The organism is Flavisolibacter ginsengisoli DSM 18119 (assembly GCF_900129295.1).
GTDB lineage: Bacteria > Bacteroidota > Bacteroidia > Chitinophagales > Chitinophagaceae > Flavisolibacter > Flavisolibacter ginsengisoli.
The window spans coordinates 1-21231 of sequence record NZ_FQUU01000028.1; the positions used below are offsets into that span (position 1 = coordinate 1).

Below are 21231 nucleotides of genomic sequence, written 5' to 3' on the forward strand. Positions count from 1 at the left end.
AAGGTTACAGACAATGGTGGTGCTGTATCAAAAGATACAGTTGCCATTGTGGTGAAAGCTGCTGCCAATCAACTTCCTGTTGTCAATGCAGGTGCCGATCAAAGCATTACCCTGCCGGTTAACAATGTAACCTTAAATGGAAGTGCCACGGATAAAGATGGAACGATAGCCTCGTATGGCTGGACAAAATTGTCAGGTCCAACCGCTTATACCATTACTTCTCCAACCACGGCCTCAACTTCGGTAAGTGGATTGATACAGGGAATATATATTTTCAGACTTACTGTGTCCGATAACAAAGGGGCTACCTCATCTGATGATATACAGGTAACTGTAAATGCAGCAACACCGGTAGCTAACAAAGCACCTATTGCTAATGCCGGAAAAGATATTATTATAACCTTACCATTAAATAAGACGCAGCTTGCCGGTAGCGGAACAGACAGCGATGGCACCATAGTAGCCTATAAGTGGACAAAGGTTGACGGCCCCGTGAATTACACTTTATCTGCACCTACAGCCAGTAAAACCAGTCTTACCAACCTGGTGGAAGGAATTTACTTATTCCAGCTTACAGTGACGGATAATGGTGCAGCTACTGGAATGGACACGGTAATGGTAACAGTTAAAGCGGATACGAGGAAAAAGTCAACTGCAGCACTTTACCCCAATCCTGCAACAAGCACTTTAAACGTATCAATAGACGCAGTAACTGTAAAGAATTACTCTTACATGCGTATCTATAATTCTATGGGTCATATCGTGTACCAGGAGGAATTTTTACGAACCCAGCAACAAATGGTGAAAACTCTGGACATTTCTTCACTGGATAAAGGGGTATATATGATGAACATAAATCCTGATATCAATACTACATTAACTATGAAGTTTATAAAGGAATAATCTGGAACCTGGATATATAAGGAGGCAGTGATCATTCACTGCCTTTTTTTATTAAAAAGGGCTCAAGGATAATAATCTGCCATGCTTTTCCATAGATGAGTGCGGCATACTATTTATAACTATGTAGAGGAAAAGTATAATTTCATTCTAATTTAGTACCCTTAAACCCTTAAAGATGGCGTTCCTAGAATTTGTGCTTTGGGTAAGTTGTTTCATTATATTTTATAATTATGCTGGTTACGCTATTATAGCATATGTTATAAACCTGTTTACTAAAAAGAAGACTACCGCAGGCAGGAAACCATATTATCCGACTGTTTCGTTTATTGTTGCGGCATACAATGAAGAAGACTGTATAGAGAAGAAAATTATTAATTCCCTGGAACAGGAATATCCCTCTGACAGGATTGAATACATATTTATTACTGATGGATCTTCTGATTCGACGCCGGATATTATAGAAAAATATCCCCAGGTTCAGTTATTACATTCTGACCTGAGGCAGGGAAAATCTGCTGCCCTGAACAGGGCTGTACAGGCCGCAAATAATGACATTCTGTTATTCAGTGATGCCAATACTTTCCTTAATCCTGAAGCTACTGAAATGGTAGCCAGGCACTATATTGATGAAAAAGTGGGCGGAGTGGCTGGTGAGAAAAAAGTGATGACACCAGAGGATGATACAGAAAATTTAGGTGCAAGTGAAGGGTTATATTGGAAATACGAGTCATTTTTAAAGAAACTGGACTCGGATTTCTATTCTGTAGTGGGGGCTGCCGGTGAACTATTCTCCGTAAGGAAGGAACTATATGAAATGGTGCCTTCTGAGGTGGTACTTGATGATTTCATTATTTCCATGAAAGTAGCAGAAAGAGGATTCCGGATTATTTATGAACCAATGGCTTATGCCATGGAACTACCATCCTTTTCATTAAATGACGAGAAGAAAAGGAAGGTTAGAATTGCAGCTGGTGGATTCCAGGCTATGGCCATGTTGCCAGGAGCTTTGTCTTTCTGGAAGCATCCCAGGCTTTCTTTTTTATATATATCCCACCGGGTGCTCAGATGGACATTGAGTCCTTTATGCCTCATTTTTGCCTTTGTATCAGGCTTTTTGTTAAGTATTTTTAATACAAACCCTATCTATAAAGGGATTTTCCTGTTACAGGTAGCTTTTTATATTGGCGCTTTAATTGCTTATTTATCACCAACAGCAACGAAATATTTGAAAATTCTAAAACTACCTTATTACTTTATTTTTATGAACATTTCCGTATTCCAGGGATTTTTCAGATTTTTACGAAAGAAACAGCCCCCGACCTGGGAAAAAGTGAAGCGGTCCAACTCTGATTTATTGAAAAGCCCGGTCATAGATCCATAGAGATAATCAAAGGCACATTAAGAAAGTAACAAGATTATCCTAATCCTTAGCATAATATAATATTCTTTATTTTTTTAACGCATATCATTTAACAGGCTATAGTTGTTTCTCAAAACCTGAAAACTTATTTTTAGTTTATAATACAGTACCTAACCATGGATTTTGTCTACCTCTTCCGGATTCTAATGAAAAGAAAGTGGATCATTATTGGATCCGCTATCATTGCAGCAGCTGTTGCATATATTTTAACTCTTAACCAGCCTAAAAAGTATCGGTCTACGGCACAAGTAGCCACTGGCTATACTACTTATGACCCAATGAAGCTGGTTAATGAAAATGCAGATTACTACCAGCAGGACACCAAGTTCAATAATGTAATTGTTACGTTTACCTCCCCTCCTGTTATAAACCTGCTTTCCTATAACTTAATTCTACACGATCTTACCCAGCCTGACCCCTTTCATAAGTTGACGGATGAAGAAAAAGCGCTGGCTTTCAAGAATATAACTAAGGATTCTGCTATCAAAGCTTTTAGGGAAAAGGTGAGGACCATGAGCATTCTTTCACCATCAGTGGCTGAAGATAAAAAACTGATGAACCTTTTGAACCTGTACCAGTATGATTACACCACCCTCACTAAAAATTTAAATGTCAGCCGTTTCCAACGCACTGACTATCTCAATATTGATTATGTATCTACTGATCCAAACCTTTCAGCCTTTGTAGTAAATACTGCTTATGATGAATTTATAAGATACTACGGAACCAGCCGGGGAAGAACTGCTGCAGAATCTATTGATACGCTTCGAAGCATCATGGAAAAGAAAAAGCAGATACTGGATCAGAAAAATGAGTTGTTGCAAAGAACAGGATATGGTTCTTCTGAAATTCAAAGCACTGGTGACCTGGATGTTATAGCCAACCTTGAGTCAGAGTTAACAAATGAAAGAAGCAAACTCACTACTTTCCAGGCTAACCTTCGAAAAGTGAATCAGAGGCTGGCCGACCTGAACAAGGCCCCATCTGAAACTTCAAGTTCCGATAATGATGAGGTGATACAGTTGCGCACTGCCATGAATAGTGCCTATAATGACTACCTGCGTACGAACGACCAGGCTGATTATAAAAAATATAATGCGCTGAAGGCCAAATACCAGCAGAAAGTATTATCCAGCCGTTCTGGCTCAGTAACTGCGAAAGATCCTGTTTCTGAAAAGATTGACCTTCAATCACAGAAAACGGATCTAGAAATTGATATTCAAAGCAGTTCTTCTTTTATTTCTTCCCTGCAATCAAAGATCAACTCATTGAAAGGTAGTGTAACTTCTGCTGCATCAAGCACAGCTGCAGGTGAAAGCCTTAAAAAGGATGTGGATTTTGCCAACAAAGAATACCTGGAAGCACAGCAACGCTATAATGCTGCAACAGATATAGGCGGTGCATCACTGGTGAATTTCAGGGTGATCGTACCTGGTCAGCCGGCCATTTCACCTGAACCTTCTAAACGGGCATTGATCATTGCGCTGGCAGCTATTGCAGCTTTGTTAACTACAATCGGCATCATCATTTTCCTGACTTACCTGGATACCTCTATTCGCACCCCGACCATCTTTTCGAAAAATGTAAACCTTAAGATGATCAGCCTTGTGAATTTCATGAACCTGAAAAACAAAAGCATCACTGATGTGATCTCGAATAAACTGATCGCCACAGATGAAGCGGAACATAAGCGTAATAATATTTTCAGGGAGTCTATCAGAAAGCTGCGCTATGAAATTGAAACAAGCGGTAAGAAGATATTCCTTTTTACAAGTACTAAAAAAGGGCAGGGAAAAACAACGCTAATACAGGCCCTGGCTTATAGTATGAGTTTGAGCAAGAAAAAAGTGCTTATAATAGATACGAACTTTTGTAATAATGACCTGACAGTTCAATTAAATGCTGAACCGGTACTCGAAAAAATAGTGCCTTATAAATCAGATAATAAAGCTTTGATAGAACAGGTAAAAGTATTTTCGAAAGACCTTGGATTAGGTACAGTCTATGCTATAGGTTCTGAAGGTGGCGATTATACACCTTCTGAAATTTTGCCAAGAGAAAATCTATTACAGCATTTACAACTCCTGACTTCTGATTTTGATTATATCTTTTTAGAAGGTCCTCCCCTGAATGATTTTTCAGACAGTAAAGAACTGGCGCAGTATGTTGACGGTGTCATAGCAGTTTTCTCTGCACAAGAGGTAATCAAACAAATTGATAAACAATCCATTAGTTTCTTTAAAGAACTTAATGGCAAGTTTACCGGATCTATTCTTAATATGGTTGATCTGAAAAATATTAATGTTGTTTAAGGCCTGCCAGCAAATAAGAAAATATACTTAGTTATTAGTTTTTGCATTAACTTAATTTATAATTCTACAAATAGTAATTGAACCAATGAATACCAAGGAAATAAAAAAGAACGGATTTAAGTCTACATGCTCATTGATTCGCAGTTCATTCCGTAACCCTTCAATCAACAAGTTTATTTTAACGGGTATACTGACAAGCGTAATAGGATTTGCACATGCCCAGGTTAATAATTCAATGCTTATAAAATCTGATACTTCATCAGCAATAGAAGAAAGGTTGGTAGCACTGGCTTTACAGGGCCCGGAAGCTAAAAATCTTGAACATCAAAATAAGATCAATGAATATACTTTAAAGAATGCGCAGAACCAGTGGATGAACATCCTGGCTGTTTCTTTGAACTATAATGACCAATCTTTTTCAAAAACGCCTACAACCTCATATGTATATCCGAAATACTTTTTCGGTTTGACTATTCCTTTAGGAACCATTCTTTCCAGGACGCAGGTAAAATCTGCCAGGGAAAGCATTGAAGTGGGAAAAAATAACCAGGAGATACTTAAAAGGAATATACGTGAGGAAGTATTGACCAAGTACAGGGAATACAGGGCTTACAGCCAGTTAATTGCCATACAGAGTGAACTGGTAAATGATGTGCAGGCTGAATTGGCACAAACAGAAGAAAAATTCAGAAAGGGTACCGTAACCATTGATACTTATAATGCCGCCCAAAAAGGAAACAACAGCGAAATGGCTGCACTTATCAATTTAAAATTACAGCAGGAAATCAAGAAGCTGGAAATTGAAAGGATGATTGGAGTAAAACTGGAAACAGTTACCAACAGATAAGTGTTGCCTGTAAAATTGTAGGTTTCAAAGATTACAAGTTGTGTGAATGAAAAACGCAAAGGGATGGATATCGCACGCCTTTAACTTAACCATTCTTGAAAAAAACAGGTATAGCTGGGTTGATTATCTAAGAGGAGTCATCATACTTTTAGTTGTTTATCATCATGCTTATCTTGGTATAGAAAGAAGCGGGATTCCCATGCCGGAAACGGTAGGTAAGGCTAATATGATCTTTTATAGCTTCCGCATGCCATTGTTCTTTATTATTTCTGGCGTTTTTACTACTATAAGCCTTTCGAAGCAATCAGTCAGGGACCTCGTCTTTGTTAAATATGACAAGATATTATACCCTTACTTTATCTGGGCGTTTATTCAGGTAACGTTGCAAATCTTCATGTCGCATTTTACCAACTCCGACAGAACCTTCCATGATTATCTCTATATACTTTATCAACCCAAGCAATTAGACCAGTTCTGGTACCTTCCTGCCCTGTTCAATGCTACCATGGTTTTTATCTTTTTTAAAACGAAAGTGAAACCAAACATGTGGCTTCATTTAATTATTGGATTTGCATTATTCATCTTAGCTCCCTTTCTGAATGATATAAGTATGATGTCCAACTGGATGCGTTTCTACTTATTCTTTGTAATTGGTGACCTGATCTCAGGAATACTTTTTACAAAAACCTTACAGCAGCAATTGAAAAAGCCTGTTACACTACTTATATTCCTTCCGGTATTTATTGCAGCCCAGGTGGTATATCTCCATAATAATGTTGGAGTTAAAGCCATGGAAACGACAATTGAAACATTTCATGGCGACAACACTTTATATGCCCTCAATGAACTGAATTTTTTATTTACTTCTTTAATAGGCTGTATTACCTTAATAATTATGGCCTTTTTGCTGGAAAAATGGAACAAGCTTTCTTTCCTGCGTGTGATAGGTTTTCATTCACTTTACATCTATATGATCCATGTAATAGTAGTAGGGTTAGTAAGATCTATATTGGTGCACTTTCTTCATTTTACCAACCCGATTGTTATATTATTATGTGTAATAGCATTTGGCGTAACTATACCAATAATGTTTTATAACCTGCTTGGAAGAAGCTATTTATGGTTTCTCTTTTCAACAAGGAAAAAAACAAGAATGGAAGTTGTATCGAAGCAGGCAGTTCCCATACAGCCATTAACTCCGGCCCACTCCCCGGCAAATCGGGATATCAGAAGTACTTAACTATTACAGTAGGTGGCAACTTATGCTCAAATGATTTTAAATTATTGTATAGATTAGAATAGCCTGAAGAATCAAGGGCATAGAAAGAAACTATATCATCACCGCAGATCACATTATTCTGAATCTTCCAGGTGCCGGCTTTTTTCCACCTGGATTGTAATGAATCCGGGAACCAACTATCATAAATGATAGCCATATTCACTCCCCGGGAACGGCTAAGTGAATCAAGGAATGCAGGCGTCCAATATTTTCCTTTTTTACTTTTAGTTACCTCAATGGTGGATAAACCCCAAAGATCAACAATGGTTGCATTTGTGAAATAGCTTAAGGCACCGATATCATTTGCAGCTATAGTACTATTCAAATAGTTGATTTTTGAAAACTGAGCCATTTGATATTGCTGGTCATAAATATTTTTACACGCCTGGACAGACTTCTCAATTGCGGATGTTGAACGTAGCATTATTGGAAAGAATAAAAAGAACACTAAGATTAAAAAAATAACCTTAAAGCTGCCAAACTTCCAGTCATCAAATGCCTGTTTTCCATATTGATAAAATAGAACAGCCATTATAACTGTTGAAGAATAAAATAAATAAGCTTCATACCTATACAGGTAGCCTGTAGAAGCAAGTGATAATTGCAGAATTGTAGCTACTAGTAGGAAAATGATAATAATAGAATAAGAAAGCCTAATGTATTTTTTAAAGCCCAGGTATATTAAGGGCAATATTAGCAACCACCGTTGAGTGGCAAGAGCTGCCAATCCATTGCGGGCAAAAGTAAGTTTTTCAAATAGTATATGTGTAATCATACCAGCTATACCTGGATAGGAAAAAGATTCAGATTTCACCAATACAGAATTCGGCAGGAAATAACTACCCTTTGTAAGCGAAAGGATACCAAAGATTACGACTGGCAATACTCCAACAAAACCAAGTAAGAATGCCTGCTTTATTTTCTTATAATACAGCAGCATTATGCAGGCAATGCCAATAAGGAACAACCCTTCATACCGGATAGAAGCAGCAAAAACAGCAGCCACATAAAGGCTTATTGGAATAGTGGAACCTCGTTTATCATAGTTAGATTCCAGCCAATCAGAAAAATAAAAAATGAATATAAAAGAGAACAGGCATTGGAAGGTATGTTCCATGCCGGTGATCACCATTAATGGAAGTGGGGTCATGAAAAATGACAATAACATTATAGCTCCCTGCGCTAAAGGGGAAACTAAATGCTTTTGTAGCCATAGATGTAAAAACCAAACTATAGCTACTCCTGCAAGGCAATTAACAATAAAAGGAATTAAAGTGCTATTTGATACAAATCTGAAGAGCGTTAAAATAATAGTATAAAGCAAAGAGGATGAAGCAGATGCAAACCCGTTGTTGATTCCCCAATGTCCCTGGGTTAAATTTTTGGCTATTTGCAAATGAATAAAGGTGTCATCAAATGGATACATGAAAACACCATTTGTGTATCTTAAAACCTTGAATTCAATAAATAGTACAGGAAGGAAAAGAACAAGGATACCAAATAAAAATACAAGTATAGCATTCCTAGAAGTAAAGATCTGTCCATTCATGTCTCGCCTAACTTTATTTATATTGATCGCCATAGTAAGATGGCCTATCTACATCCTCCTTACCAGCCGTTTGTTGCCGAAGTTGCAGTAATATGGCAACTACAGGAAAATACACCATTGTATTACTGAACTGTCCAATGGCCTCCTGGGCTATCTCACCTATGTAATAGGCAAATAGAAAAGCAGTTATTGCAGCAAACATCGCTTTTATCCTGGGGTTTTTGGTATTGAAATATCCCCTGACAGCATATTGCACTGTTACAAAATATAGAATACAGGTAAGTATCATCCCTATCCACCCTGTTTCAAGTGATTTATTTACATAACTACTATCTGTTGGGAATCCTGCCAACTGATGCCCGGGATTATATTTCTGACCATTTTCTCCTGTAGTACTCAAACCACCTCCAAAAGGATGACTGTAAATGTAGGGTTGAATGGAAGCCCTGTTTGCTTCTCTTACATTATAGGAAGCATCTTCGCTTCCGGAGAAACTGGTCCTGAAACGTATAATAGTTTCGCTGCTATAAATAGGTGCGAACATTATAAACAGAAATCCCAATACTGCAAAAACAGCAAATATTCTTGTAGCCTTTTTATGTATCGTAAGTAAAATATATAATCCTATTCCTCCTACAAGCATGGCATTGGCGGTTCTGGTTCCCGAATAAGACATTCCAAGTAACATGAAAATAGAACCACCAATTAAAAGGGCTTTATAAATAATTTTCTTTTCATTGATTCCTAATAATACAAAGAGCAATGTACAGCCAGCCATTATGATCCCAAACTCTGTAGGACCGGAGAAAAATGAAAACTTACGATAGGTTCCAAAAAGATATATAAGGTTAAGTCGGAGTTCGCTGCTATGAACCCAATTAATCTCAAAAGGGAATAGACCATGCCATTGTTGTATGCACCCATACAATCCTGCAACCAGTGCACAAACAAACAATACCCTGAGAAAATTATTGATCCTTGACAGATCAGTAAAAACATTATAACAAATGAAAATAAGAATAAAAGACTCTACAACTTTGCGGACGATAAGGGACCAACCTTGCAGGGAATGCCCATAAGGATTGAATAATTCAAGACATAAATAACCCAATACAACCAGGTACATGATCACAGGCCTTTTGGAAAAGAATGCTTTTGAACTTTTCTTTAAATCATATTTTCCAAAGAATAAACCCATGAAAGTTGCTAATATCAATACATCAGCAACAATTCCAACAGGCAGGTCGTCATTAAAAAACAATCGGGAAATATGGGTACAAATAAATAGAAAGATAAGGTTGATATATATTCCCCATTCAACACTCAGGATACATAGTAATAAGATACCAATTCCTATTATGCCACCTAATACTCCTGCGCCAACCATAAAGTTGTTGGACAATAAATAACCGAATATCCCTGCCACAAGGCCTATTATTAATATGCCTACCCAATTGTTCATTTTTTCAATTATCAGAGTTCTTTGAAAAAATGACAGCACGGGGTTGTGACGAATTTTCTGCCTGATGTATTTTTCTTCTGCCATTTATTAAAAAAATAAGATTTTCATAAAAACAGCAATAAAGAAAAAAATTAATGTGAGGATCATAATGACCTCATGAAATGATTTTTTCTGATGTTCCATTTTCTGCCTATTGGGAGCAAATTAAACTATTCCTTTCTCCCAATCAATACCTGGGAGTATTATGCTGTTGACTTATCAATAAGCATACCCATCCTTCAGAAAAAATTAAAATTCGCAGTATGATATCTTATAGTTTTATAAACTTTTCACTTCGAACCTGTTTATTGATCTCAACCCTAAGGATGTATTCACCTTTAGGCAGATCTCCTACAAAAATGATATTATGATATTGTGAGGTATTTTTATTCCAAATAAAATGTTTTTGCAACGCTCCCGCTACATTCCATAATTGCACCTTTAATAAGCCTTCGTTTGTATCATTTATTTCAACTTGCGCCTGGGTATAAACAGGGCTGGGATATACCTGTAATTTACCTGGGAGAGTTGTTTCCATTACTTCACTCCTGTTATTTGAATCTGCACGTGCTGCACTAAGGCTTGAAAGGTTGAGTTCCCACCAGTTGAACACAGGGTTACCGGAGGATTTGTTAACCACTACTTTGAAGGTTTGGGCATTGCCGGCAGTAAGGTTTATGCTTACGGTTACGGTTTGCCAGGCTGCCCCAGTATTGGGAACATTAATGGTGGCAAGCAGGGTACCTGCCTGGTTTTGCAATAGCAGCTTGCTGCCTCCCTTGGTGGCACCTACCCTGAAGTTTACTGTATAGGTGCCAGAATAAGGTACATCTACTGTATAGTTTAGTACATCACCATTGTCTAAAGAGCTAACCTGGAGGCCACCGCCTACATCTGTTGTTGCAGATTTGATAACAGGTGCTGTGGTATTGGTATAGGTTTCAGCTTCTATTTTTAGGGAAAATGTTGGTGTAGGAACACTGTTGACAGTGATATTTACATCGTCTGAGGCTGTAGCTCCACTGTTATCAGTTACAGTTAAGCGGAAAATGTAGCTTCCTGCAGTTAGCCCGGTCACAGTTGTGGAAGGTGAAGAAGGCGAGGTAATACTGCCTCCTGTTCCTGATACTTTTGTCCAGGCGTAAGTTGAAATGGTTCCATCAGGGTCAGTTCCGCTTCCTGCCAAAGAAACACTATTGGTAGGTAAGGTGATAGTTTGGTCAGCTCCTGCATTGGCAGTGGGAAGCTGGTTAGCTGCAGCATTTACATTAATTACCACATCATCAAAAGCCGTAGCACCACCATTATCAGTAACAGTGAGCCTGAAGGTATAAGAGCCTGCTGTAAGACCAGTGATGGTAGTGGAGGCAGAAGAAGGAGAAGTAATGGTAGCTGAACCACCTGATACTTTGCTCCAGGCGTAAGTTGAAATGCTGCCATCCGCGTCAGTTCCGCTTCCGTTTAAAGTCACAGAGTTTGCAGGCAGGGTAATGGTTTGATCAGCTCCTGCATTGGCAGTAGGATTTTGGTTGGTTGCAGTGGCCCCAACTAATTCCATCCAGTTGATGTTCCAGCCAGCAGTGGAGTTAGATTCAAGTCTGAGAGTTTGCGTTCCTGCAATAAGTTGAACAGGGACAGAAACTGTTTGCCATTTCTGAAAACCACCTGTCGTTGGGATGTTAACTGTTGATAGTATATTGCCTGAGTTGTTCTTTACAAGAAGTTGGGCACCAGAATAAGGGCTGGCCAATCTTAAGTTTAATGTATAGGATCCTGAGGTACCAACGGTCAAAGCATAATCCATCCAATCGCCTTTGTCTATCCAACCCACATCCAGCGTTCCTCCGGTATCAGAACAATTTTCTGTCTGAACTCCAAACATTGTTGTCCAATTTTCAGCTTCTACATGATAAACTGAGCCCGGAGAAACAATAGAGATAACATTGATGGCAACATCGTCTGTCCCATGAATACCATTTTCATCAATTGCTGTCAATCTGAATACATAATTACCCTGTACCAATCCTTTTACTATAGTGGTTGTTTGTGATGGAGAAACGATAGTACCCGCATCAGGCCCTGAAACTTTCGACCAGTTAAAAGATACAATGTGTACGCTGGTATCTGCAAGTTTGCCGGTTAATACTGCAGAATCTACAGGAAAAATAACTTCCTGGTCCGCTCCTGCAATTGGCGCAGGTTTATTGTAGGGTGGATCAAATAATGTTTTCCTCTTAAAGATATTAACAAGACCTGAGGTATTATATGAGAACCCATCAGCTCCTGAAACTGATACTGAGCTAATTGCCGAACCATTATCAACCAATAGCGATATATCCCTGAAACTGTTATTGACAGGCACTTTACTTAAGTCAAGCGTAAGGGTTAAACCATTGCTTTTCAGTACCTGGCTCATTACCAGTTTCTTCTTTACTTCCAGGTATTCCAAAAACTCCTGCAGGCTGGTGACCCAGATAGTATTGCCTGAAGTTGAATCAACATAATTAAAAAAGGACTTAAATCCTTCCCAGTTGCTGGAATTATAGCTATGTGTGCCTATCCGATAAATCTTGTGAACCGTTCCAGAGGATTTTGATCTTAGATCATTGATCCTTGACTTTAATTCATTTGTTACAGTCGTATTAGCCCAATCATCATTGAAATCTCTAAGGAATACATTAAAATTCGAATCCAGTTGAGAAAGATCGGCCAGGTGATCCGTCCACATATTTATAGGTTGCGAAGTATAACCATCAGTGACACCTTGTGAGGTTGCAGCCATAAATCCTTGTTGCTGAACATATGGATTATAACCAGCATAATTGGAAGGCGTTACCCAAACTCTGGAAACAAACCCTGTTTTATCATAAATGAAATTAGTATTCTCTAAAATATTTCTTGGTAGTGTAAAATTATTTGAAACGTAATATTGGTCTTGTTCATGATAAAATCCATGATTTTCCAGTAAAAATCCTGAAGCAACTAAAGATGTGAGTTGGGAGGAATTTAGAAGGGATGGTACTAAAGTTAAATCACCATCATTATAGTTACTGTGAGCAGTCATAGCTATACCCAGGGAAAATGGTTTGTTATTGCCACAACCATCTGTAAAAAATTTGCCTGGATATGTAAGCCCATCTTCTGTTGCCATTCCTCCTTGTAAGTAAGCTTTCACACTCATTACATTAGCTGGCTGATCATCGATATCCATACTTAAAACAGATTGTTTATTGTATTTTAAATCAGCCAATGATACTTTTGGGTTACCTGGATTGGTACTGTATTTAACAGTAACTGTGATAATCTGCGAATAAGCTTCTACTGATAATAAAGAAAGAAAACAGAAGGCGATAACAGTTTTGAAAAGGGATTTAGTATACTTACAAAGGTGTTTTGGTATGCTATTATTTTTCACAGGAATGGTTTTGGTATCAACAATAAAGCGCACCAAATGTATAATTAACTATCGTTATTTGATAACAAAATGGTCAAACATAGAATTCCGGCGATACCTGCTTCTAAATCATCGGTAAATACCCAGATTATACCAGGGAAGACTTAAATAAATGGCTGATAGAAAGGTTTAGTTGCCAGGCCAAGCATGGGAAGGTCTCCCTTTGTGTCTCCATAGGCATAGATCTCATCATATTCTTCCAGGACATACTTTTCTAATATACGCCTGACTTTCTCCTCTCCATGACAATTCTTTCCTGAAATTTTACCTGTTACTTTACCATTCCTTATCTCGAGTTCACTGGCAATAAGGATTAAATTCCTATCCTTACACCAGTGCCTTATCCAGTTTTTCGGTGAAGCTGATACTATTACAATTACAAAGTTCTCCTGCTGCAATCTTGTTATTTCCTTTTCCGCTCCATGACGAATAATTGAAGGCAACTTCTTTTTAGAAAAAGCTTCACTGAGTTTATCAAATTCAATGAGATCCATATCCTTGAAAAAATAACTTAGCACCTTTTCTTTGGCTTCCTGGTTGGAGATCAACTTAATTTTATAAGCTAACAGGTAAAAGATATTGTATAAGAAACCACTATAAAAAGCCCGTTTTCCTCTTGCAAATTTTATAAATTCCAGTAAGGTATCCCTGGTTGTTATAGTGCCATCAAAATCAAAAAACGCAATGCCCTTACTCACAATTTCTTCTTTTTAAATATGGATTCTGGAATGGTGGTAATAATCAACATGATCCATTTCCAGAACCACTTTACGTAAAGAACATCCCTTTTAGTACGAACACCATTATAAATGGCCTCAGCCACACCCTCAGGGGAGGCTGTCAACAAAGGTGGCAATTTCAAATGTTCAGTCATTTTGGTATATACAAAGCCTGGCAATACTGTCATCACATGAACCTTATCATGATAAAGCTTATTCCTTAAACCTGAGAGATAAGAAGTGAAAGCCGACTTTGCACTTCCATAAATATAATTGCTTTGCCTTCCACGGTTGCCTGCCACAGAGCTAATGCCTACAATAGTCCCCGCTTTATGAGCAGCGTAATCAGCAGCGATGATGTTTAATATTGAAACTGCACCAGTATAATTGGTATTTATTGTACGAAGGCTCTCCTCCCAGTCAGAGATCACCATTTCATTATCATTCAAATATCCTATAACATACACTGTAATGTCTGGTTTGGGAACAAGTGAATTGTAAAAACTCAAGTGAGCATTAAAGTCCAGTGCATTAAAAGAATGCAACGAACACTGTACTCCGTACCTGATTTGTATATCGGATTGAAATGGTTGTAATGAATTAGTATTCCTGGCAGCCAGTTGGACATTGTATTTTTCCGACGCAAATTTTCTCGCTATAGCAAAGCCAATATCTGAAGTAGCTCCTAATATTAAAACAGTGGGCATGATAAATTATTGTGTGATATGTAACCGCCGTGCCTGTATGGAATTAATTCTGAAGCCGGGGTTATATTTTTTAATGATTTCCTGAAATTTATTTGCATTTTCATAACTCTTCCAAAAAACGTCAGCTTTCATCCTTGCATCCTTTGATAAATACAAGCGACCATTATACTGCATTACAATTTTATCCAACTCGTCAAGGAAGGGAAATAAATTATTTCTTACGGGAAAATCAAGAGCCAGCGTATAACCTTTTTTTGGAAATGATATAAGATCATTCTGCTCACCAAAAACTTTTAATACAGCCAGAAAAGATCCCATCCCGGCATTGCTGATCCGGTGAAGTATCTCAATAAGCCCTTGCTTACTTTCCAGTGGCAAAACAAATTGGTATTGAAGAAACCCTTTTTTGCCATATCCCCTGTTCCAATGCAGAACTGCATCTAATGGGTAAAAAAATGGTTCATAGGAAACTACATTATTGATCTCCTTTTTAAAATTCTTTCCATAAAAAAGGAAATTGAAGGCCTTTACCGTGTATTGGTTCAGAACAAATGAAGGAAGGTTAAATGGAAATGAAATTTGTTTTTTAGACGGCACCTTCAGAGGTTCCATTCTTTGTTTGGCGTCCAGGTCTTGCAAACCAGCATGTTCGCCAAGCATCAAAATGCTTCTTCCAAAATTTTTTCCTTTTTTAAGGCAATCTATCCAAGCCACTGAATAGGTATAATGTTGATTTTCATCAAACAAACGCAGTACTTCCTCAAGATTCTCAGCCTTGATCTGTTTTTGCCTGATGTAAGAGGTTTCTATCTTTTTAAGATCAAACTTTACTCTGGTAATAATACCAGTGAGACCCATACCCCCACAGGTTGCCCAGAACAGATCAGGATATTGATTCGTTGAGCAGGTTAGTGTTTCTCCCGTAGATAATAGCACATCCATCTCCAGAACATGTGCCGAAAATGAACCATCCACATGGTGATTCTTCCCATGTACGTCACTGGCTACGGCCCCTCCTACCGTAATATATTTGGTGCCTGGAGTTACAGGAAGGAACCATCCTTTTGGAACTATAACTTCAAGTATTTTATCTAAGGTTATACCAGACTGGCATTCAAAAATGCCTTGTTCAACATCAAAGAAAAGGATCTTATCATACTTCAGGGTAGACAGGGTATATTTCTCAAGAGAAGCATCTCCATAACACCTGCCGTTGCCCCTTGCAATAATTGAGTCAGTTTGGTTTAAAGAATCTTTAATTTGCTCGGAAAAAGAAAATGATTTCTCCTCCGATTCCATAACTGGAAAGTTGCCCCAGTTGGCAATAAATTTCTTCATCATTGGAATAAGGTTACGTCTTTCATGTAAATGATTAAATAAAAGCTGGTAATCCAAAGCAGTATAGATATCTGGATAAAACGATCTTTATAAAGGATCCTCGTGGGGGAACCTGCAGCGGAGTGTACAAAGATGATTTGCAAATATCGTAATATTCCTGCTAAAACAAAAAGACAGGTATAATATAAACGGTAAGTTCCCATACGCCTGATTACATCCGGGGACATAGTGTACATGAAATATGCTACTACTATTACCGCACAAACTAATGCCAGTACAACGTTTAGAAACTCCAGATTATACCCCTTTATGGATTTCCTCATATCAGTACCTGATGAAAGTTTCAACAATACATCATCTCTTCTTTTGCCAATGGCCATGAAAAGAGCCAACAGGAAAACCATGATATTCAGCCACTCAGTAAGTCCAATCATGGCTATGACTGCACCACTTTTTATACGCAATACAAAACCAATTGCTACTATTATGATATCAAGAATGGGAATGGTTTTTAATCCAAAAGAGTAAGCCAGGTTCAGGATAAAATAAATACCCAATACAAAAAGAAATTTATCCCTGATGAAAAAAGCTATGGCAAACCCAGTTATTAATAATAATACACAAATAATGAGCGCAGCCGGCTTAGAAACCTTCCCAGAAGCAAGCGGACGGCTTTTTTTCTCAGGATGTTTTTTATCATCTTCTATGTCCCTGTAATCATTGATGATATATATACTACTTGCAACCAAAGAAAATGCTATAAAACCCAGGATAAGTCTTGGATATAGATCCCAATGAAAAAAATCGCCTGAAAAAAATAGGGGTATAAACAGGAACAGGTTTTTAGCCCAATCCTTGGGACGGAGTAAGGTAAGATAAGCCACAGGTCAAAAAATGGTTAATGATGGCGGTAAAAGTATTGATTATGCGCCAAACCGCATAATGCTACAACCATACCAAACCTTCTAATTTAATCTCAGAAGTGAGTTTTATCTTGGTGCAGGAATTTATATAAGAATGATATGGATGAATTAAAGACAGGTAAACACATTCGCTTATACGCTAAACTGGAATTAGCTATCATATTGCTGCTGGCCATTATACCTCTCTTTACAAGCTTTCCTTACAGGGTAAATATTTTCCTTTCCTGGGAAGGTGCCTACAGGTTAAGCCAGGGGCAGGTTCCCTATCGCGATTTTGGTATGCCCCTCGGGTATATGTATTGGGTTATACCTGCAGTGTTCTTCAAGGTATTCGGAACTCAAATGATCACCCTTGTAAAAGCGCAGGTATTGATCAATATTATTTCGGGATTTGCTTTCAGATCCATTTTGAAAAGCCTGAATGTTCAACCTGGAGTTCGCCTGTTGTCTGTTATTTTATATTGCTTATCCTATTCCTTCTTTAATTTCTGGCCCTGGTACAATCATACTGTGATAGTTTATGAAATGGCAGGGCTGGCATTTTTGCTCCATTACATTGCCAAAGGTGGTAAACAATGGATTTTCTTATCATTGAGCGCCCTGTTTACTTTCTTTTCTTTTTTTACCAAACAGGATGGCGGAGGACTCGCTTTACTTATATGTCTTTTTCTCCTGGCTTACGATTGTTACACTAACAAGAAATGGAAGCCTTTATTGATTTTTTCCCTGAGTTACATGGTAATTGCCCTTGTTATTATCTTACCTCTTACCCGTTACAACTTCGGCTATTGGTTCAACCATGGCCAACCTCCTCATACCTCACGGATATCTTTATTTGAAATTGCAGATGAATTCTTTATGAATTCACAATGGATAAAATTTTACCTGTTCATTATTCTGCTTTTGATCCTCATAAATTTCAAAACCACTAAAGAACTTTTTGTAAATAAATCGGATACATTATTCCTGATGATCACTTTTGGAGTTTTGGTTGAAGCAGCTATTCTGCAGGTTACAAGCTATACGCCACCTGATAATAATATATTCTTTCACAGTTTCGCTATTGCTTTTATCCTTTCACAGCTATCAAAACATCTACACCTCGACTTTAATAAACCTCGCATACTTACTGTTGGATGCCTCGGATTATCATTGTGGTGGAGTGGGGTTTTCTGGAAGTATTTCCAAAGAATAGCTGAAAGGGTGATCCCTGGAACTTCGGTAAGTCAAAATTCAACAGAAAATATTGTTAATCGCAAAACCTATATAATACATCCTCCCGCCAATGATATACCTGAATCTGAGTGGACGTTTACCGGCCTGAGCAGTTTCAAAAAGATCTACATGCCAAAGGCGACTGCTCAAGGCATTCAAAGGATATTAAATATGGATATGGTTAAAACACGGAAAGGTTCACTGAAAGTCCTTAACATGAGTGAATTAACTCCACTAGCTGTAGAAATGGGTTACCAATTGGAAAAAGGCCCTGAAATACCCTTATGGTATCACCTTGGAGTAGCAATGTTTAATAAGCAGGCTGTACAATATGAAAATAAAATCAAGGCTAATGAATATGACCTGGTCATTTTTGAATATGTTCCGACCTTAAACAATTTTTATCCTTTCAGAGTAAGGGATACTTTAATAAACTATTACCAAAAAATAGACTCATTTCCTGCACCCAGAAGAGGTGATACGCAGGGAACAATTGAAATATTTACACCTAAACCAATCCATTAATTGTTACCGAAATTATAACCATGCCAAAAATTTCAAGGGTTTAATATCATTATACTGCTTTCCAGTACAATGTATGAGTACTTCTCCTTTCTGTTAATTTAAATGTTGATAAATTCCTTAACTTTTTATAAACTCATCCGTAATATTTTAAGGAATTACCATTTACTTTTATTCCTCTCAAGGAAGAGATAACGAATTTAAAGGGAAAAGAACGTCAAGCGAGCTGCGCTGTAATGCATTATCCATCAATGATTTAAGAGTTTTCGAGTAGTTGAACGATGGAATTAATCATCTCAACTACTTTCTATTTCCCAAAGCACTAAAAATTCGTTGCTTTATATCAGTTATGTATTACGAATTTAATCTTTTGGCATAATTATCGCTTGATGCGGATGAAATGCCACAAACCCTTTGAAACTGTAGATTCGTCCTATTTTTTTATTGTTTAAAGCCTATCCATCTTTTTAATTATGAAGCACCTAAGAATGTCTTTGTTGCAACGTATTGTAACAACCTTATCCGTGCTATTCTTCGCTATTGCGGCTAATGCACAAGTTCAGACTCCAAAGTATGTATCAATTAATGGAAACTCAGGGGGGTATTTCGAATACTTACCTTCGGGCTACAATAATTATACAACTTATCCATTGATCGTATTTGTTCATGGAATCGGTGAATTAGGTAGTGGTCAACCAGGTGATCTTGACAAGATCATAAATTGCTGGACTGCTCTTCCCCGGCTTATTGCCAATGGTGGATTCCCTACTTCTTTCAATGTTGGCGGAACTCAAAAGGGTTTCATTGTTATTTCTCCCCAGTTCAAAGGCTGGCCTTCAGGTTCTGACATTAATGATGTCATCAATTATGCAGTAAATAACTATCGTGTAGACCAAAGCCGGATCTATGTTACCGGTTTGAGTATGGGCGGCGGTGCCACATGGGATTTTGGAGCAGCCTTTCCTACAAGGGCAGCGGCCATTGTTCCTATTTGTGGAGCAACCTATCCTGATCAAAGTAAGGCTCAATCAATTGCCAATGCAAAATTACCCGTATGGGCTTTGCATAACGATTTTGATGGTACAGTGCAATCTTCCTATACTAAAGACTGGGTGACCAATATCACTAATGCTGGTGGTAATGCACGAAAAACGATTTTCCCTGATTATGGTCATGACGCATGGACCAAATCATACAATCCTTCCTATAGGGAAAATAATATGAACGTATACGAGTGGATGCTTCAATACACAAAAGGAGGATCAGCTCCTGCTCCTGCTCCTGCTCCGTCGCCTTCCCCTATCCCTGTTCCTACAGTTTCAACAGTTGCCTTACCTGGTAAAGTGGAAGCTGAGAACTGGAGCAATATGAGCGGGGTTCAAAGAGAGACTACTTCTGATGCTGGCGGTGGCCAGGATGTTGGATATATTGATCCCAATGACTGGATGGACTATTCTGTAAGTGTTGCAACTGCTGGAACCTACACTGTTAACTTCCGTGTAGCTTCCCTGGCTTCTAATTCACAATTACAATTGAAAAAATCTGACGGAACAGTTCTGGCAACAGTTAATGTTCCTTATACAGGTGGTTATCAAAGCTGGCAAACAGTAAGCGCAACAGTAAACCTTGGCTCCGGAACACAAACTCTTCGTATTCAATCAACCTCGCCTTCTGGTGTTGGCTTTAATATTAACTGGTTTGAATTTGTTACTGCTACCAGCGTAGCACCTTCACCAGTTCCTACAGCTACCACTACCAACTTACCTGGCAGAGTGGAATCCGAAAATTATTCTTCCATGAGCGGAGTCATGACTGAAACCACATCCGATGCCACTGGGGGTAAAAATGTAGGTTACATTGATAATGGCGACTGGATGGATTACAGTGTCAATGCTTCTGCCGCAGGAACTTACACTGTTAATTTAAGGGTAGCAAGTCCTTATTCAGGCGCCCAGTTACAATTAAAAAATAGCTCAGGCTCTGTCTTGGCAACCGTTAATATTCCAAACACGGGTGGTTTCCAAAACTGGCAATCAGTAAGCGCTTCAATCAATATTCCTGCAGGCACCCAAACCTTAAGAGTTCAGTCTACCTCAGGTGTTGGCTGGAATATAAATTATATGGACTTTTCAAGTGGTGGAACTACTACTTCAGGTAGTACCTCAACTTCCGGAACAGGCTCTCGCATTGAAGCAGAGAACTGGAGCAATATGAGTGGTGTTCAGACTGAAAACACTTCAGATGCAGGTGGTGGTAAAGACGTGGGTTGGATAGACAACGGCGACTGGATGGACTATAATGTTAGTGTTTCTTCTGCTGGTTCTTATACACTCAATTTCAGGGTTTCCAGTATCTACAGCGGTTCTCAATTCCAGGTTAAGAACAGTAGCGGAGCAGTGCTGGCCACTGTTAATGTACCATTGACAGGCGGATACCAGACCTTCCAGACTGTCAGCGCCAATGTTAACCTGAATGCAGGTTCTCAAACCATCAGGATACAATCCTCAGCATCCCTTGGATTTAATTTCAACTGGTTTGAAAT

Annotated in this window: 14 protein-coding genes; 7 read left to right on the forward strand and 7 right to left on the reverse strand. The window is 38.3% G+C overall.

Annotation, left to right across the window (positions count from 1 at the left end):
- From BUA53_RS20080 to BUA53_RS20100, 5 genes are all read left to right on the forward strand, one after another.
- The coding region (locus BUA53_RS20080) for a PKD domain-containing protein (RefSeq protein ID WP_139256521.1) at window positions 1-903 on the forward strand (903 nt) is incomplete at its 5' end.
- 175 nt (window positions 904-1078) lie between these two features.
- On the forward strand, window positions 1079-2284 hold the full coding sequence (locus tag BUA53_RS20085; protein ID WP_072837190.1) for a glycosyltransferase family 2 protein: 1206 nt from the start codon (window positions 1079-1081) through the stop codon (window positions 2282-2284).
- 155 nt (window positions 2285-2439) lie between these two features.
- Window positions 2440-4635 (forward strand): Wzz/FepE/Etk N-terminal domain-containing protein, encoded by a 2196-nt coding sequence (locus BUA53_RS20090; RefSeq protein ID WP_072837191.1) that lies wholly within the window; start codon window positions 2440-2442, stop codon window positions 4633-4635.
- Window positions 4636-4720: 85 nt separating this feature from the next.
- Window positions 4721-5482 carry a TolC family protein gene (locus BUA53_RS20095; RefSeq protein WP_072837192.1) on the forward strand — a complete coding sequence of 254 codons (762 nt, stop codon included), beginning with the start codon at window positions 4721-4723 and terminating at the stop codon, window positions 5480-5482.
- Between the two features lie 46 nt (window positions 5483-5528).
- Complete coding sequence (locus BUA53_RS20100; RefSeq protein WP_072837193.1) at window positions 5529-6722, forward strand: acyltransferase family protein; 1194 nt, start codon at window positions 5529-5531, stop codon at window positions 6720-6722.
- Here the strand turns inward: BUA53_RS20100 and BUA53_RS20105 are convergent.
- The 7 genes from BUA53_RS20105 to BUA53_RS20135 all read right to left on the reverse strand — a co-directional run bounded on the left by BUA53_RS20105 (window position 6709) and on the right by BUA53_RS20135 (window position 16913).
- The gene (locus tag BUA53_RS20105; protein ID WP_139256522.1) at window positions 6709-8310 is read right to left on the reverse strand and encodes a hypothetical protein; all 1602 of its coding nucleotides are present in this window, start codon (window positions 8308-8310) and stop codon (window positions 6709-6711) included. The genes BUA53_RS20100 and BUA53_RS20105 overlap by 14 nt on opposite strands.
- Window positions 8311-8323: 13 nt before the next feature.
- Window positions 8324-9856, reverse strand: coding sequence for an O-antigen ligase family protein (locus tag BUA53_RS20110; RefSeq protein WP_072837195.1), 1533 nt, complete (start codon window positions 9854-9856; stop codon window positions 8324-8326).
- 226 nt (window positions 9857-10082) lie between these two features.
- Window positions 10083-13226: a PKD domain-containing protein gene (locus BUA53_RS20115; RefSeq protein WP_139256523.1), complete on the reverse strand. Its 3144-nt coding sequence runs from the start codon at window positions 13224-13226 to the stop codon at window positions 10083-10085.
- Window positions 13227-13369: 143 nt separating this feature from the next.
- Complete coding sequence (locus BUA53_RS20120) at window positions 13370-13963, reverse strand: HAD family hydrolase (protein ID WP_072837197.1); 594 nt, start codon at window positions 13961-13963, stop codon at window positions 13370-13372.
- Window positions 13960-14691 (reverse strand): SDR family oxidoreductase, encoded by a 732-nt coding sequence (locus tag BUA53_RS20125; protein ID WP_072837198.1) that lies wholly within the window; start codon window positions 14689-14691, stop codon window positions 13960-13962. The genes BUA53_RS20120 and BUA53_RS20125 overlap by 4 nt, the downstream gene beginning before the upstream one ends.
- A gap of 6 nt (window positions 14692-14697) precedes the next feature.
- Window positions 14698-16032: an FAD-binding oxidoreductase gene (locus tag BUA53_RS20130; protein WP_245793238.1), complete on the reverse strand. Its 1335-nt coding sequence runs from the start codon at window positions 16030-16032 to the stop codon at window positions 14698-14700.
- The gene (locus tag BUA53_RS20135; RefSeq protein ID WP_072837199.1) at window positions 16029-16913 is read right to left on the reverse strand and encodes a decaprenyl-phosphate phosphoribosyltransferase; all 885 of its coding nucleotides are present in this window, start codon (window positions 16911-16913) and stop codon (window positions 16029-16031) included. Before BUA53_RS20135 ends, BUA53_RS20130 begins: the two co-directional genes overlap by 4 nt.
- Before the next feature lie 138 nt (window positions 16914-17051).
- On the opposite strand from BUA53_RS20135, the gene BUA53_RS20140 reads away from it, so the two are divergent.
- Window positions 17052-18692, forward strand: coding sequence for a hypothetical protein (locus BUA53_RS20140; protein WP_072837200.1), 1641 nt, complete (start codon window positions 17052-17054; stop codon window positions 18690-18692).
- A gap of 470 nt (window positions 18693-19162) precedes the next feature.
- Window positions 19163-21231 (forward strand): carbohydrate-binding protein (locus BUA53_RS20145; protein WP_139256524.1); only part of this gene is annotated, 2069 nt, incomplete at its 3' end.